Raw genomic sequence first — 15,624 nt, 5'->3', positions numbered from 1 at the left:
GTGCGGATGTTCGGGCCGATGGGTCCGGCCCGCACGGGACACGCTCACCGTCCGCATCCGCAAGAGCGAAGGAGCTTTCGGATGACTTCTCCCAACGCATACCGCAACGACGCTGCCGCTCCCCGTCGCTCCCGTCCGCTGCGCGGCACGACGCTCGTCTCCCCGCAGGTGCCGGCCCAGTCGGGGCCCCAGCCGCTCGAGCTCGACAGTGACGTGTTGTTCCAGGGCGGGCGCGAGCTTCATATCCGCCACAACGGCAGCCTCTACCGTCTGTCCATCACGCGCTTCGAGAAGCTGCTCCTCACGAAGTGACCGCGCCGGCGTTGTCCTGACGCACGCAGGCGTGTGCGGTCTCGGGCGCCCTTGCGTCGCTTCCCGGCATCTGCCAAAACCTGTCCCGCCGGTCGAGATGCGTCGGCTGCGCGGGGCTGGGCCCGCGTGAACCTGGCAGGATGAAACGCGCGCCATGATCCGTCGGGCCAAGACCCCCCGGGTATCGATTTTGCCGGCCACGACCTTCCGGGGCGCCCGTGGCTTGGCCGGAGGGCTGTCGGCCGTCCGCGCGCCATCGGCTGTCCGGCACTGGCACCGCGCGTCCCGCGCTCTCTTTTCTCCCGTTTTTTCCAGGCCGTTTCGAAGCTGGTCCTCCCAGGGGCCGGCCTGCGGGCGATTTAGCCAGGCGCTGAGCGCCTGAGAGGGGGCGTGATGCCCGTCGTCACCGACGCGTATCCATGCGCGCGACAGGCGGGCAGCGACTGGAAACCCCCCGAAAGTCTGATAAAAGTCCGAAATCCCTTTCAACAGGCCGCGCCGGCAGCTTTGCGCGCGCGCCGCAGAACGTGACGGTGTCATGTCCGAACTCGAAACACTGGAATCCGGTATCCTGGCGGCCATCGCCGCTGCCTCCACCGAGGCCGAGCTCGAGGAGGTGCGTGTCGGCGCCCTCGGCAAGAAGGGGTCCGTCTCCGAGAAGCTGAAGACCCTGGGCACGCTTTCGCCGGAGGAGCGGCGCGAGGCCGGCCCGGCGATCAACGGCCTCAAGCAGCGCGTCGGCGAGGCGATCCAGGCGCGCAAGGAGGTCCTGCAGGAGGCCGCGCTCGATGCCCGCCTTGCCGCCGAGCGCGTCGATGTCACCCAGCCGCTGCGCCCCGCGCCCTCGGAGACCGGGCGCATCCATCCGGTCAGCCAGGTCATCGACGAACTGACGGCGATTTTCGCCGACATGGGCTTTTCCATCGCCGAAGGTCCGGACATCGAGACGGACCACCTGAACTTCACCCAGCTCAATTTCCCGCCCGATCACCCGGCGCGCGAGATGCACGACACGTTCTTCCTGCATCCGTGCGAGGACGGCGAGAAGATGTTGCTGCGCACGCACACCTCGCCCGTGCAGGTGCGCACGATGATGTCGCAGGAGCCGCCGATCCGCGTGATCACGCCCGGGCGCACCTATCGCTGCGACAGCGACCAGACCCATACGCCGATGTTCCATCAGGTCGAGGGTCTCGTGATCGACAAGGAGAGCCACTTCGGCCACCTGAAGTGGATCCTGCAGGAGTTCTGCAAGGCGTTCTTCGAGGTCGACGAGATCAAGATGCGCTTCCGCCCGTCGTTCTTTCCCTTCACCGAGCCGTCCATGGAGGTCGATATCGGCTGCGACCGGTCCGGTGGCGAAGTGAGGATCGGCGAGGGCGACGACTGGCTGGAGATCCTGGGATGCGGCATGGTGCATCCCAATGTGATCCGCAACTGCGGTCTGGACCCGGACGTCTATCAGGGCTTTGCCTGGGGCATGGGCATCGACCGCATCGCGATGCTGAAATACGGCATGGCGGACCTGCGCGCCTTCTTTGACGCCGACGTGCGCTGGATCGATCACTACGGCTTCCGTCCGCTCGATCTGCCGACCCTGTTCGGAGGACTTTCGCGATGAATGTGACCGCGCTCCTGCGCAAGGTGCTGCTTGCCGTCCTCGTCCTGGCCGGTGCGACCCAGGCGTTGGCCCAGGACGGGACCCCGGCGGGTGCCCGTGCCGGTGTCTCGCCGGCGCCGCTGTCCTTCGTCGACGTGTGCGCCGACAAGTCGGACGAACGCGGCCGGTTGCGCTACTGCGACGATTATTTCCGGCAGGGGCTTGGCGCTGCCGCCGACCCGGTGCTCTACCTGCGCGACCGCATCACCACCCTGCGCGCCAGCCAGGAGGCGAATGCGGAAGACAATTACGAGAGCTTCCTGACGGCGGTTGCCATCGTCGCCTTCCTGTCCATCGCCACCATGGTGCTGGTGGTCAGCGAACGGCGCATTCCAGGGGTTGCGAAGTGGTCGTCGGTGACCTCGGCGCTGGCGCTCCTCGTCATCATCGCCACGATGACGGTCGGCTGGCTCGACAAGTACCGGGCGGAGGACGCGGCCATGCTCGAGTTCGGGTTGCTGCGCGATCAGGTCGAGGCCGAAGCCTCGCGCATCATCGCCGCCGGCGGCACGGTGAGCGAAAGCGACATCCGCCGCTGGAGCGACCGGATGCACGAGATCGGCCGGCGCTTTGCCGTGAACTACGGCGATGCCTCGATCGTGCCCGACCTGGACCGCTTCACCCCGTCGAATTGAGTTCACCGCGCGCTGGCGCCCCGGCCTGACCGGTGGCCGCCCGGCACCGCGATACACGAAAGACCGAAGCCATGAAATTCACCCTGTCCTGGCTCAAGGATCACCTTGAAACCGATGCCTCGCTTGAGGAGATCGTCGACACGCTGACCCGCATCGGCCTCGAGGTCGAGGGCGTGGAAAATCCGGCCGACAAGCTGAAACCCTTCACAATCGCCCGCGTGACCGACGCGAAGCCCCATCCCAATGCGGACCGTCTCAGGGTGCTCACGGTGGATGCCGGCTCCGGCGAGCCGCTGCAGATCGTGTGCGGGGCGCCCAACGCGCGCGCAGGGCTCGTCGGCGTGCTGGCGCGTCCGGGCGACTATGTTCCGGGCATCGACGTGACGCTCTCCGTCGGCAAGATCCGCGATGTGGAGAGCTTCGGCATGATGTGCTCGGAGCGCGAGCTCGAACTATCCGACGAGCACAACGGCATCATCGACCTGGGCGAGGACGCGCCCGTGGGCATGTCCTATGCCGCGTTCGCGGGCCTTGACGATCCGGTCATCGAGATCGGCCTGACGCCGAACCGGCCCGACTGCACCGCCGTCTCGGGCATCGCGCGCGATCTTGCCGCCGCCGGCCTCGGCCGCTTCAAGGAAAACCGCCCGGAGCCGATCCGGGGCGAGGGAGCCTGTCCGGTCAACGTGCGCCTCGAGTTCGGCGACACGCCCTCCCTCTGCCCGGCCTTCGGCCTGCGTCTCGTGCGTGGCGTGAAGAACGGCCCGTCACCGGCCTGGATGCAGAAGCGCCTCGCCGCCATCGGCCTGCGTCCGATCAATGCGCTGGTCGACATCACCAACTATCTCACCTTCGACCGGGGGCGTCCCCTGCACGTCTTCGACGCGGGCAAGGTGAAGGGCGATCTCGTCGTGCGCCGGGGCCGCGAGGGCGATGAGCTGCTCGGCCTTGACGGCAAGACCTACCGCTTCGACGACACCATGTGCGTGATCTCGGACGATAACGGCGTCGAGTCCATCGGCGGCATCATGGGCGGCGAGCATTCGGGCTCGTCCGAGGAGACCGTCGACGTGCTGATCGAGTCGGCGCTGTGGGACGAGGTCAACATCGCCCGCACGGGCCGCACGCTCGGCATCAACACCGACGCGCGCTACCGTTTCGAGCGCGGTGTCGATCCGCAGTTCTGTCTGCCTGGCCTCGATCTCGCGACGAAGCTGGTCATGGACCTGTGTGGCGGCACCCCGAGTGAGGTGCTCTTCGTCGGCGAGATCCCCGACACCGAGCGCACCATCGACTTCCCCGTCGCCGAGGTGAAGCGCCTGTCCGGCCTCTCCCTGACCTCGCCCGAGATCCGGGGCGTGCTGACGCGCCTGGGCTTCTGGGTCGCGGGCTCCGGCGACGAGGTCAAGGTGGCGCCGCCGTCCTGGCGTCCCGACGTGCACGGCAAGGCCGACCTCGTGGAGGAAGTCGTACGCATCGTCGGCCTCGACAAGGTGGAGTCGACACCGCTCCCCCGCACGTCCGCCGTTGCCGGCCGTATTCTGACCACGGCCCAGATCCGTCGCTCGCAGGCCCGTCGCACGCTGGCTGTTCGCGGCATGAAGGAGGCGGTTACCTGGTCCTTCGTCTCGCGCGTGCAGGCGGAGGCCTTCGGCGGCGGTTCGCATTGTCTCGAACTGGCCAATCCGATTTCCGCCGAGATGTCCGACATGCGTCCGAGCCTGCTGCCGGGCCTGGCCACGGCGGCCCAGCGGAACGCCGACCGGGGGCATGGCGACGTGGCCCTGTTCGAGGTGGGCCAGGTCTTTGCCGATGACACGCCGAAGGGCCAGTCCATCGTCGCGGCCGGCGTGCGTCGCGGAACGGCCGGTGTCGCCGGAGCAGAACGCCACTGGTCGGGCAATGCCGCGCCGGTCGGCGTCTTCGATGCCAAGGCGGACGCGGAGGCGGTGCTTTCCGCCCTTGGCGCGCCGGTGGACAAGCTGATGGTCTTCACGGACGTGCCCGACTACCTGCATCCGGGCCGCTCCGGAGAGCTGCGTCTGGGTCCCAAGACGGTGCTGGCCCGCTTTGGCGAGCTGCATCCGCGCACGTTGCGCGCACTCGACATCGAGGGGCCGCTTGCGGTGTTCGAGGTCTTCATCGACGCGCTTCCCGAGCCCAAGTCCAAGGCGGGGCGCTCCAAGGGGGCCTTCACCGCGCCGGACCTGATGCCGGTGCGTCGCGACTTCGCCTTCGTGGTCGATGAGGCCGTCAGCGCGGAGAAGCTCATCAAGGCCGCGCGCGGTGCGGAAAAGGTGCTGATCGGTGATGTGACCCTCTTCGACATCTACCGGGGGCAGGGCGTTGGCGAGGGGAAGAAGTCGCTCGCCATCGATGTCACCCTGCAGCCGCGCGAGCGGACGCTCACCGAAGCGGAGATCGAGGCGGTCGCCGCCAAAATCCGCGCCGCGGTCGAAAAGGCCACCGGCGGAACCCTGCGCGGCTGATCACTCCTTGACGAACGTGCTCCGGTCGGCGGGTTCCGGCCGGAGCACGGGACGTCCGTGACTCTCTCTCCTTCAAACCTGTGAAATCGGGCGTGCGGTGCCTCACCGTCGCCGCATCGTCTGTGGCATAGTCGTGCGAAAAGCGGGATCGCGATGCGGGACACCCGACGCGGCGCGAAGATGACGGCAGGCGGAATGACAGGAAGGGACAAGGGCGCCATGCGGAGCGCGGGTCGGCGAGAGACGTCCGGCCCGTCCATGCGCTCGCGTGCGTGGCGCTTCGCCAATGCGCTGCAGGAAGGGCGTGCCCGAATGCCGGGCCCGGCTCCCGTGGACCCCGCGCCCCGGCCGGAGCCCGAACCCCGGCCTGAGTCCAAACGCCGCCCTGAGTCCAAACTCCGCCCGGAGCCCGGCCCAAGGGTTTCGCGGTCGCCCAGACCGGTGATGCCTCCTCCCGCCGACGAGGCCGGTGAGGCGACGCGCCTGTCGCGCGAGGTTCTCGGCGATCCGGCCCGCTCCGGCGAGCGGGACCGTCGCGCCATGCTCGAACTGATCCTGCGCACCGACCCGCTGGTCATGGACATATTGCGCCGAGCGCGCGCGCTGGCCCTTCCCGACTGGCGTCTGGTCAGCGGCGCGATCTACCAGAGTGTCTGGAACGCGCTGACCGGGCGTCCGCCGGGCCACGGCATCAAGGATGCGGACCTCGTCTATTTCGATGCGTCCGACCTCTCCTTCGAGGCGGAGGACCGTGTGATCCGTGCCGTCACGCCCGCGTTCGAGGGGATCGGCCTGCCGGTGGAATTGCGCAACCAGGCAAGGGTCCACCTCTGGTTTCCCGAGCGTTTCGGCGCCGCCTATCCGCAACTGACCTGCACCGAGGAAGCGCTTCTCAACTACGCCTCGCGCACCCATGCGGTGGCCGTGCGGCTGGAGGCGGACGGGCGGCTGGACATCGTCGCGCCCTTCGGGCTCGCCGATATCTTCGCCATGCGCATCGTGCCCAACCCCGCGCTCGACAATGCCAGGACACATGCGGAAAAGGCGCGTCGCATGAAGGACCTCTGGCCTGAGGTCGAGGTGGTGGATTGGCCGCAAACGGCCAAAGGGGGAGACGGCAAGGCCGCTCCGTCTCAGCCGTCACCGTCCTCGCGCGACTGGATGCGGCTTTCGACGAGGCCGCGCAGCGAGTTGCCGCAGTAGAGGCTTTCCGCTGCAAGCAGGTCCGCCAGCGTAAGTTCCGCCTCGAAGGCGCGTCCCGTTTCAAGAAGCGCCGCGCGCAGGGTTCCAGGCAGAAGTCCGGCGCCGAGTGGCGGCGTCAGAAGCCGGCCGTGCCGCGCGATGAACACGTTGCTGATCGCGCCCTCGCTCACCAGTCCGTCGCGGTTCAGGAAGACCACCTCGTCGCAGCCTGTTTCCGCGCCAAGGCGTGCGCGTTCGCCGTCGTACAGCGCGCGCCGGGTGGTCTTGTGGAACAGCAGCGGGTCGCATGGGTCGAGCCGTTCGGCGGAAATCGCGACACGCCAAGGCCCGCGCGTGTCGGGCAGGGCGGCATCCGTGAGCGAAACCGTTCCGTCCGGGTCGAGCTGCAGCCGCACCCGCCGCGTGCCGCCATCACTATCACTGGCGACGGTTTCCGCGTGAGCCTCGAGCGTGCGTCGCAGCCTCTCCGCGTCATGGCGGAAGCCGAGCATGGAGGCACTGCGCAGGAGCCGCGCCAGATGGCGTTCGAGCAGGGTGTATCCGCTCCCGGGCTCGAGCCGCAGGGTCTCGAACAGCGAGAAGTCAGGCGCGCTGCGGGTGAGGAAATGCAGCTTCAGCGCGCATTCCTCGAACTCGGGCCTCGCCTGGCTGTCGAACACCACGCCCGACCCCGTGCCCATCTCGAAGCGCCCGTCGTCCCCTGCAACCAGCGTGCGGATCGCCACGTTGAAACGGAAGTCCCCGTCCGGCGCCAGATGTCCGATGCTGCCCGTGTAGATCCCGCGCGGGGACGGCTCCAGTTCGTTGAGGATTTCCATGGCCCGAAGCTTTGGCGCTCCGGTGATCGAACCGCAGGGAAAGAGCCGGGCGATGATGGCGGCAAAGCCGGTGTCCGGCACAAGGTTGGCTTCCACCGTCGACGTCATCTGGAACAGCGTCGCGTAGGATTCCACCTCGAACAGGCGCGGCACCTGCACCGAGCCCGGTTCCGCCACCCGGGACAGGTCGTTGCGCAGAAGGTCGACGATCATCACGTTCTCGGCCCGCGACTTCGGGTCGAGCGCAAGGGAGGCGGCGAGCGCGTCGTCCTCGCGTGCGTCGCGCCCGCGCGCGAGCGTTCCCTTCATGGGGCGTGTGCGCAGTCGCTCGCCCTCGCGTTCCAGGAAGAGCTCCGGCGACAGCGACAGCACCCAGTGGCGGTCGAGCCGCAGCAGGGCGGCGTGGCCCACGGGCTGACCGCGCAGAAGCCGTGCAAACAGCGCCCCCGGGTTCCCCGACCACGTGCCCCTTGCGCGCATGGTCAGGTTGGCCTGGTAGATGTCGCCACACGCGAGGTGGTCGCGAACGCGTTCGAAGGCTGCCTCATGCGCCCTTGCGTCCATGTCGAAGCCCTCGACCGCGATAGAGGCCCGGGGCGTGTCGCCAACGAGGCAGTCGAGAGCCTCGTCCGGCGTCATCCTCCGTGGGGCGTCATAGGCGCCGAACCATACCAGCGGCAGGCCGTTGCCCGGCTCCGGTCCGGGCAGGGCGGCGAGCTTGGGCTCGAACGCGCGGCCCGCCTCATAGGCAAGATAGCCGGCAAGGTGCGACCCGCCGCGCGCGGCCGTCTCGATGGCCGCCAGCGTCGCGGATACGTCTTCCACGCGATCGCACGCATGGATTTCGCGCGGGGTCTCGAACCAGAGGACGTCGTCGTGCGTTATCAGCACGACCGTTCCGGGGGCGATCCCGGGCGTTCCGCCTAAAGGGGTGTTTCGTGCCATGCCGGTCGGGTCCGCGCCGTCCATGTCCTGCACCATTGTCCCGCCGTCTCGCGGCGCGTCTGCCGAAGCGTCGTTGTGTATCCCAGTTTTCCGGTCTTGGCATCCCGTGCCTGTGCGCGGCAACCCTCGGACCGGTTCCCCTGAGGGCCCCGCGCCTGTAGAGCTTGGATGCCGTCCCGACGAAAGGCCCTGAATGACCAACGACCAGATCCTCATTCTCGCAATCCTGGCATCGGCCATGGTGCTTTTCCTGTCGGCGCGTCTGCGTCATGACGTGGTGGCGCTCGCGGCGCTCATCGCCTGCGTCGTCGCCGGACTGGTGCCGGCGGACGTGGCCTTTTCCGGTTTCGGCCATCCGGCGGTGATCACGGTCGCCTGCGTTCTGGTTCTCAGTCGCGGCCTTCAGGTCTCCGGCGCGGTCGACATTCTCGCCCGCACCGCATTGCCGCAGGAGGGCGGCCGGCTGCTGACGCTGACGGCGCTCATGGCGCTGGGCGCGACGCTCTCCGGCTTCATGAACAACGTGGGTGCCATGGCGCTGCTGATGCCGGTGTGCCTGCAGCTCGCGCGGCGGCTGGAGCTTGCGCCGGGCCAGGTGCTCATGCCGCTCGCCTTCGCCACGATCCTGGGCGGAATGACCACACTGGTCGGCACGCCGCCCAACCTCATCGTGGCCGGCTTTCGCGCCAGTGCCGGCGCGGGCTCCTTCTCCATGTTCGACTTCACGCCGGTCGGCCTTGCGGTTGCCCTTGGCGGTATTGTCTTCGTCGCCCTGGCCGGCTGGCGCCTCGTGCCGGTGAAGAAGGCGGCCGCCGGCGAGAGTTTCGAGATCGGCGGCTATCTCACCGAGATCCGTGTGCCCGGGGACAGCAAGGCGACGGGCATGACCCTTCACGACCTGGAGGGCGAGTTGGAAAAGGCCGGCGCGCAGGTCGTCGGCCTCGTGCGCAACGAGGTTCGCGTCAGCGCGCCGCGCGGAGGGCGGCGGGTGCGTGCCGACGACATTCTTGTCGTCGAGGCGGATGTGGAGGCGATCGCGGACGTTCTTTCCAAGCTCGACCTGAAGCTCGAGGAACAGAAGAAGCCGGAGGAGGACAAGGCCGACCGCGAGGAAAAGGACGGCAAGCAGGAGCGCAAGACGGGCGACAAGGCGAAGAAGTCCGCCGACGACGCGAAGGCGCGCACCGCCGCCGAGACGTCCGGCTCGAAAGGCAAGTCGAAGGCGTCCGTGCGCGATGACGGCGCCGACGTGGAAGACGATGATGAGGAAGCGGAGGAGGAAGAGACGTCGCGCTCCGGCGAGGGCGACGAGATCGTCCTGCGCGAACTGGTGGTACGGCCGGAATCCTCCATCGTCGGCCGTTCGGCGCGCGACATGGCGTTGCGCTCGCGCTACGGGATCAATCTGCTCGGCGTGTCGCGCGACGGGCGTCGTTCGACCGCGCGCCTGCGCACCATGCGCCTGCAGTCCGGTGACCTCCTGCTGATGCAGGGTGCCTCCGATGCGCTGTCGGAGTTCGCCCAGGAGGCCGGCTGCGTGCCGCTGGCCGAGCGTGACCTTCGCATTCCCGACACGCGGCGTGCCCTGATAGCGACGCTCATCATGGCGGGTGCCATTCTCGTCTCCGCCCTTGGCCTGTTGCCGGCCGCCGTCGCCTTCGCCGGCGGCGTGCTTGCATCCATGGTGCTGCGCACCGTGCCGCTGCGCCAGGTCTACACCTCGATCGACTGGCCGGTCGTCGTACTGCTTGCGGCCCTCATTCCCGTCGCCGGAGCCATGGAGCAAACCGGAACGGCGCGGCTCGTCGCCGATGCCCTCGTCTCCACGGTCGCGCAGGGCAATGCGGTGGTCGCGCTGACGGTGGTTCTGGTGGTGACCATGTTCCTGTCGGATGTCATGAACAACGCGGCGACGGCCGCCGTCATGTGCCCGATCGCGCTGGGCATCGCGGCCTCGCTCGGCGCCTCGCCGGACGGCTTCCTCATGGCAGTGGCCATCGGGGCGTCCTGCGCGTTCCTTACGCCCATCGGCCACCAGAACAACACGCTGATCCTGGGTCCGGGCGGTTTCGGCTTCCGCGACTACTGGCGGCTCGGCCTGCCGCTGGAGCTTGTGGTGGTCGTCATCGCGGTGCCGCTTCTGCTGGTCGTCTGGCCGCTCTGACCGGCGGGGTGATCGGCCACACCCTAAGCCCGTGTCAGGCGTACGATCCGCTCCATCATCGCTGGTGGCAGGATGCCGAGATCGCGGTCGGAAATGAGTTCGTCCAGTGAACCGAGGTCGCAGACTTCCGCGACGGAGCGGGCCGCGAACTTGGTGTGATCCACGACCGCGATGGTGCGTTCGCAGCACTCCATCGCCACGCGCTTGATTTCCGCGTCATCGAAGGTGGTGGCCGAGAGGCTGGTGCCGGCCACGCCATCCGCTCCGAGAAAGTAGATGTCGGCGCGAAGGCTTGCCAGCGTCTGCCGCGCCCATGTGCCGGTGAGGCTGTAGTAGCCGTTGCGCACCTGCCCGCCGACCACGAGAACGTCGGTACGCCCCACGGCCGCGGCTTCCGCCACCTTGAGGTCGAGCGCGACCACCGTCACCCGGCGGCCGGCAAGGGCCTGCGCCACCGCGAGGGCGGTGGTGCCCGCGTCGAGGAGGACGATCTGCCCGTCGTTGACCCGGCTGGCGGCTTCGGCGCCGATGCGCCGCTTGGCGCCCTGGTTGTGGCGCAGCTTCTCGAGCAGAAGCGGTTCCGGGGCGACGCCCGTCGCTTCCTTCGCCACGACGCCACCATGGGTGCGCGAGACGATCCCCGCCTTTTCAAGGATCGTGAGATCGCGCCTGACGGTGGGAAGCGAGATGTCCAGCAGGCCGGCAAGTTCGGCGGTGCCCACGTGCCTGCGCTCCCGGATCACCTCGATCATCTGCTGCTGCCGCTCGTGAGGAAAACGCGGACGCGATCCCGGCATCAATAACTCCCTGAAAAAACACATCGTGAAACATGGCGAGGATATATGTCAAATTGCACGAGCCGGCCCTGCGGCACCCCGTGAAAACGGCAAAACGGGTCAGAACGGCAGCGGGGCGTTGTCCTTGACCTCCTTCATGACAAAGAAGGTTCGCGTCTGGCGCACGCCCGGCAGAGCGATCAGCGTCTGGCCGTGCAGCCGGTTGAAGTCGTTCATGTCGCCGACCCGGATCTTGAGCAGATAGTCGAAATCGCCGGCGACCAGCGCACAGTCGAGAACGAACGGAAGACCGGCCACCGCCTCCTCGAAAGCAGCGAAACTGTCAGGCGTCGACCGATCGAGGACGACGCCGACCATCGCGACCGCGCCGAGGCCGACGGCATGCGGGGCGACCTGCGCGCGAACGCCGGTGATGTAGCCGTCCTCGAACAGCCGCTGGGTGCGTCGGTGGCAGGTCGGCGCGCTCACATTCACCTTGCGGGCGAGATCGGCGTTTGAAAGCCGACCGTCCTCCTGCAGGGCCCGCAGGATGTTGCGGTCGATCCGGTCCAGATCCGGTGTGAAAGGATCTTTCATCAACAGGCAGTCTTTCGGAAGATATTTGGATTTCTGATTTCATGCATCCTGATATGAAAAAACTTTCGTCGCAAGTTCGAAAGCCCCTTTCGCGGTCATTCTGATAGGGTCACGTCCCGTGATTGCCGGCCCTTCAGGAGACCCGCCCATGCTGGAAGAATTCGAACGTTACCCGCTCACCTTCGGTCCCACGCCGATCGAGCACCTGCCGCGTCTGACGGACGCGCTCGGCGGCAAGGTCGAGATCTATGCCAAGCGCGAGGACTGCAACTCGGGTCTCGCCATGGGCGGCAACAAGCTGCGCAAGCTCGAGTACATCGTTCCCGACGCGATCGCGTCCGGCGCGGACACGCTCGTCTCCATCGGCGGCGTGCAGTCCAACCACACCCGCATGGTCGCGGCGACCGCCGCCAAGATCGGCATGAAGTGCGTGGTGGTGCAGGAAAAGTGGGTTCCCCACTATGACGCGGTGTACGACCGTGTCGGCAACATCCTGATGACCCGCCTGATGGGCGCCGACAGCCGCCTCGTCGAGGATGGCTTCGACATCGGCATCCGCCAGAGCTGGGAAGATGCGATGCAGTCCGTGCGCGATGCCGGCGGCGTTCCCTATGGCATCCCCGCCGGTGCCTCGGTGCACAAGTATGGCGCGCTTGGCTACGTCGGTTTCGCCGAGGAAGTGGCGAAGCAGGAAGAGGAGCTGGGCTTCAAGTTCGACTATATCGTCGTCTGCGTGGTCACCGGTTCCACCCAGGGCGGCATGATCGTCGGCTTCGCGGCGCAGGACCGTGCCGACCGCGTGATCGGCATCGATGCCTCCGCCACCCCGGAGCAGACGCGCACGCAGGTCCGCGAGATCGTCGACAACACCGCCGACCTGGTGAAGCTCGGCCGCAAGGTGCGTGACGATGAGATCGTCATTCTCGAGGACTATGCCTATCCGGCCTACGGTGTTCCTTCCGAGGAGACCAACGAGGCGATCCGCCTTGCGGCGCGCACCGAGGCGATGATCACGGACCCGGTCTACGAGGGCAAGTCCATGCAGGGCATGATCGACCTGGTGCAGAAGGGGTATTTCCCCGAGGGCTCCAAGGTTCTCTACGCCCACCTCGGCGGCGCTCCGGCGCTCAACGGCTACAGCTACTACTACCGCGAGGGCTAAGGCTCCCGGATTCCCCTCTTCCTCCCGGAAGACCCGAGAGGCTCCCGGTCAACGATCACCGGGTGCTTGCCTGCGGCACGCGCGATCCCCTCGGCGCGTGCCGCTTTTTCATGTGCCGTCGAAGGGCGCGTGAAGGACCCGCCCGCCTTGACAGCGCAGCGGCGCGGCGGCCATCTGGCGTGCGGCAGGATACTCTTGCCGGCCCGTCGGGAAGCCGTCCGGGCATGAGGCGGGACGGCGCGGAGCGAGAGGGCGGCCATGGACAGCAAGCGGTTCACCTCCGCCCTGACACTGCGGCACATGCGGATCATCGCGGCGCTCGCGGAACTCGGTCTCGTGGCGCGGGTGGCTGAGTTCCTGGGCGTTACCCAGCCGGCCGTGTCCAAGCAGATCACGGAGCTGGAAAGCCTCGTCGGCGTTCCCATCGTCTCGCGGGACCGAAACCGGCTGCATCTGACGCCGGTCGGACGGCGGCTGGCCGAACATGCGCGCCAGGTGCTCAACCAGATCGACCGGGCCGCATTCGATCTTTCGGCCATGGCGAGCGGCGTGTCCGGAACGGTCTCGATCGGCGTGGTGAGCTCGCTCGCGCCCACGCTTCTGCCTCCCGCCATCGCACTGTTCAAGCGCAGCGCGCCCGCCGCAAGCCTTGCCGTCACCGAAGGCCATTTCAATGCGTTGCGCCCGCGCCTCGAGGCGGGAAAGCTCGACCTGGTGATCGCGCGGGTGTGGCATCCGGGCGATCTCCCCGGGATCGAGCAGAGCGTGCTGATGAGCGAGCCGGTGGTGGTGGTGACGGGCCCGGGGCACCCGCTCGCACGCCATCCCGGGATCACGTGGCCGGATCTTTCCGAGTGCCTCTGGCTCCTGCCGCAGTCGGATTCCGTGGCGCGTCACGCCTTGCAGGCCTTTTTTGTCGAGGTGGGCCTGTCCCCGCCGGAAAACACCATCGACTCCGTGTCTCTGACCCTCAACGTGGAACTGATGCACCTCACCCAGGCGGTGGGCATCTTCCCGCTTGCGCTCGCCCGGCGTCACGCGCTGCGCGGCGATCTCGTCATTCTGCCGCTCGACACCAACGGCCTGCTGTCGGAAGCCCGCTGCTTCTGGCGCCGGGGGCAGTTCGAGACCAACGGCACCGCGGATCTGTTCCTCACCTGCCTGCGCGAAACATCCGCATCTTAGCGCCTGGAAGTATTCCTTCCGGTTATTGTTTGTGTCTCATAACTCATTATTTCTCCCTTCTTCTCCTGTATAGCCTTAACAAAAGGAAAGATTTCGGGAGGGGTCCTGACATGAAATTGCAATCTCCCACGTGCGGAGGGCACGTGGCGTGAGCACGTCGTCGCTTGCGGAATTGCCGGCGCGCGACCTCGTTGCGGGGTTTGCCGGGAGCCGCTTCACGCCCTCGGATGTCGTCGAGGCATGCCTCGCGCGCATCGCCGACCTTGGCCCGTCGATCAACGCGCTGACCGCGATCGATGCCGAGGGCGCGCGCGTCGCCGCGCGTGCATCGGATGCGCGCTGGGCGGCTGGAACGCCGCTTGGTCCCCTCGACGGGCTGCCCATCGGCGTCAAGGATCTGCAGGACGCCGCCGGCTTTCTCACCACCCATGGAAGCCCGCGCTTTCGCGCCAATGTCGCCAGGGCCGACCTCCTCATGGTGTCGCGGCTGCGCGCGGCGGGCGCCATCGTGCTCGCCAAGACCAACGTGCCCGAGTTCGGCGCGGGTGGAAACTCGCGCAATCCCGTGTGGGGCGCGACCGGCAACCCGTTCGATCCGCGTCTTCTCGCCGGCGGTTCGTCTGGCGGGTCGGCGGCCGCGCTCGCGGTCGACCTCCTGCCGCTGTGCACCGGCTCCGACACCGGCGGCTCCCTGCGCCTGCCGGCGGCGCTTTGCGGCATTGTCGGATATCGCCCTTCGGCCGATGTGGTGGCCCATCCCGCCCGTCCGCTCGGCTGGTCGACCATCTCGGTGCTCGGCCCCATGGCCCGCGACATGGACGACCTCCTGCTCATGCTGCGCGTGATCCAGGGGCAGGATCCGGACGATCCCCTGTCGTCGCCGGCGCCCGCCAACCGTTTCGCCCATGTCGATGCCCGGCCGCTCGGCACGCTTCGGGTCGGCTACAGCGAGGATTTCGGCGGCGTGCCGGTGGATCCGGGCATTCGCGAGACCTTCCGCAGCCGTATCGCCGCCATCGCGCCGCATGTGGCGGAGTGCCGCGAGATCGACATGGCGCTCGGCGACATGGACCGGACCTTCGACATCCTGCGCGCGGAGAGCTTTCTCGCCGCCTTCGGCAAGGCCTATGCGGATGCGCCCGAGACCTTCGGGCCCCATATCGCGGCCAACGTGAAGCTCGGAGAGGGCTTCACGCTCGCCGACCGGGCCTGGGCGCACGCGGAGCAGACGCGCATCCTGCGGGCCTTCAATGCCCGCATGCGCGACGTCGACGTGGTATTGATGCCGACGGTGCCGGTGTCGCCCTTCCCGTGGAGCGACCACTACCCGGCGGAGATCGACGGTCGGAAGATGGATATCTACTATCGCTGGCTGGCCCTGACCTATCGCGGCTCCCTGTCGGGCGGTCCCGCGCTGACCCTGCCGGCCGGGCGGGATCATGCCGGCATGCCCTTCGGCCTGCAGGTTCTTGGCCCCGTGCGGGGCGACGAGGGGCTCCTGTCGGCGGGTCTTGCGCTGGAGTCGCTGCTCGCGGCCAGCCCCAGGACGGCGCGCCCGCGCCCGGACCTGGAGCGCCTGCGGGCCTCGCGGGTCGACCTTACGTCGATCGTCACCCATCCGGCGGCGGGGGAGGGGTCGGGAGACGGCACCGCCGCCGTCACCGCCGTCTGACGGGGG

At 67.8% G+C, this 15,624-nt stretch carries 12 protein-coding genes; 9 read left to right on the top strand and 3 right to left on the bottom strand.

Annotated features, from left to right (window positions below; genetic code table 11):
- Positions 1-81: 81 nt before the first annotated feature.
- From hemP to ACYX4S_RS15075, 5 genes are all read left to right on the top strand, one after another.
- Positions 82-312 (top strand): hemin uptake protein HemP, encoded by a 231-nt coding sequence (gene hemP / locus ACYX4S_RS15095; protein ID WP_422067818.1) that lies wholly within the window; start codon positions 82-84, stop codon positions 310-312.
- 538 nt (positions 313-850) lie between these two features.
- Positions 851-1,933: a phenylalanine--tRNA ligase subunit alpha gene (pheS, locus tag ACYX4S_RS15090; RefSeq protein WP_476360789.1), complete on the top strand. Its 1,083-nt coding sequence runs from the start codon at positions 851-853 to the stop codon at positions 1,931-1,933.
- Positions 1,930-2,607, top strand: a complete 678-nt coding sequence (locus ACYX4S_RS15085; protein WP_476360788.1) for a phenylalanyl-tRNA synthetase subunit alpha — start codon at positions 1,930-1,932, stop codon at positions 2,605-2,607. The genes pheS and ACYX4S_RS15085 overlap by 4 nt, the downstream gene beginning before the upstream one ends.
- A 71-nt stretch (positions 2,608-2,678) precedes the next feature.
- Positions 2,679-5,096, top strand: coding sequence for a phenylalanine--tRNA ligase subunit beta (pheT, locus tag ACYX4S_RS15080; protein ID WP_476360787.1), 2,418 nt, complete (start codon positions 2,679-2,681; stop codon positions 5,094-5,096).
- Between the two features lie 444 nt (positions 5,097-5,540).
- Positions 5,541-6,299 (top strand): nucleotidyltransferase family protein, encoded by a 759-nt coding sequence (locus ACYX4S_RS15075; protein ID WP_476360786.1) that lies wholly within the window; start codon positions 5,541-5,543, stop codon positions 6,297-6,299.
- Here ACYX4S_RS15075 and pabB read toward each other — a convergent pair.
- The gene (gene pabB, locus ACYX4S_RS15070) at positions 6,230-8,098 is read right to left on the bottom strand and encodes an aminodeoxychorismate synthase component I (RefSeq protein ID WP_476360785.1); all 1,869 of its coding nucleotides are present in this window, start codon (positions 8,096-8,098) and stop codon (positions 6,230-6,232) included. The genes ACYX4S_RS15075 and pabB overlap by 70 nt on opposite strands.
- Before the next feature lie 157 nt (positions 8,099-8,255).
- On the opposite strand from pabB, the gene ACYX4S_RS15065 reads away from it, so the two are divergent.
- Positions 8,256-10,226 carry an SLC13 family permease gene (locus ACYX4S_RS15065; RefSeq protein ID WP_476360784.1) on the top strand — a complete coding sequence of 657 codons (1,971 nt, stop codon included), beginning with the start codon at positions 8,256-8,258 and terminating at the stop codon, positions 10,224-10,226.
- A 23-nt stretch (positions 10,227-10,249) separates the two neighbouring features.
- Here ACYX4S_RS15065 and ACYX4S_RS15060 read toward each other — a convergent pair whose 3' ends face one another.
- Entirely contained in the window at positions 10,250-11,023 is a 774-nt protein-coding gene (locus ACYX4S_RS15060) for a DeoR/GlpR family DNA-binding transcription regulator (RefSeq protein ID WP_476360783.1), read from the bottom strand.
- A 99-nt stretch (positions 11,024-11,122) separates the two neighbouring features.
- On the bottom strand, positions 11,123-11,599 hold the full coding sequence (locus tag ACYX4S_RS15055; RefSeq protein WP_422067826.1) for an Lrp/AsnC family transcriptional regulator: 477 nt from the start codon (positions 11,597-11,599) through the stop codon (positions 11,123-11,125).
- Positions 11,600-11,747: 148 nt separating this feature from the next.
- Here ACYX4S_RS15055 and ACYX4S_RS15050 point away from each other — a divergent pair, with 148 nt between their 5' ends.
- The 3 genes from ACYX4S_RS15050 to ACYX4S_RS15040 all read left to right on the top strand — a co-directional run bounded on the left by ACYX4S_RS15050 (position 11,748) and on the right by ACYX4S_RS15040 (position 15,618).
- Positions 11,748-12,761, top strand: a complete 1,014-nt coding sequence (locus ACYX4S_RS15050; RefSeq protein ID WP_293722426.1) for a 1-aminocyclopropane-1-carboxylate deaminase — start codon at positions 11,748-11,750, stop codon at positions 12,759-12,761.
- Positions 12,762-13,019: 258 nt separating this feature from the next.
- A complete protein-coding gene (locus tag ACYX4S_RS15045) occupies positions 13,020-13,946 on the top strand; it encodes a LysR family transcriptional regulator (RefSeq protein ID WP_422067828.1) in 927 nt (308 codons plus the stop codon).
- Between the two features lie 148 nt (positions 13,947-14,094).
- The gene (locus ACYX4S_RS15040) at positions 14,095-15,618 is read left to right on the top strand and encodes an amidase (protein WP_476360782.1); all 1,524 of its coding nucleotides are present in this window, start codon (positions 14,095-14,097) and stop codon (positions 15,616-15,618) included.
- Positions 15,619-15,624 lie beyond the last annotated feature (6 nt).

The organism is Stappia sp. ABD4_338, from assembly GCF_056312175.1.
Note: the sequence above shows the minus strand (reverse complement) of the source record. Positions and strands in the feature narration are given on the sequence as shown.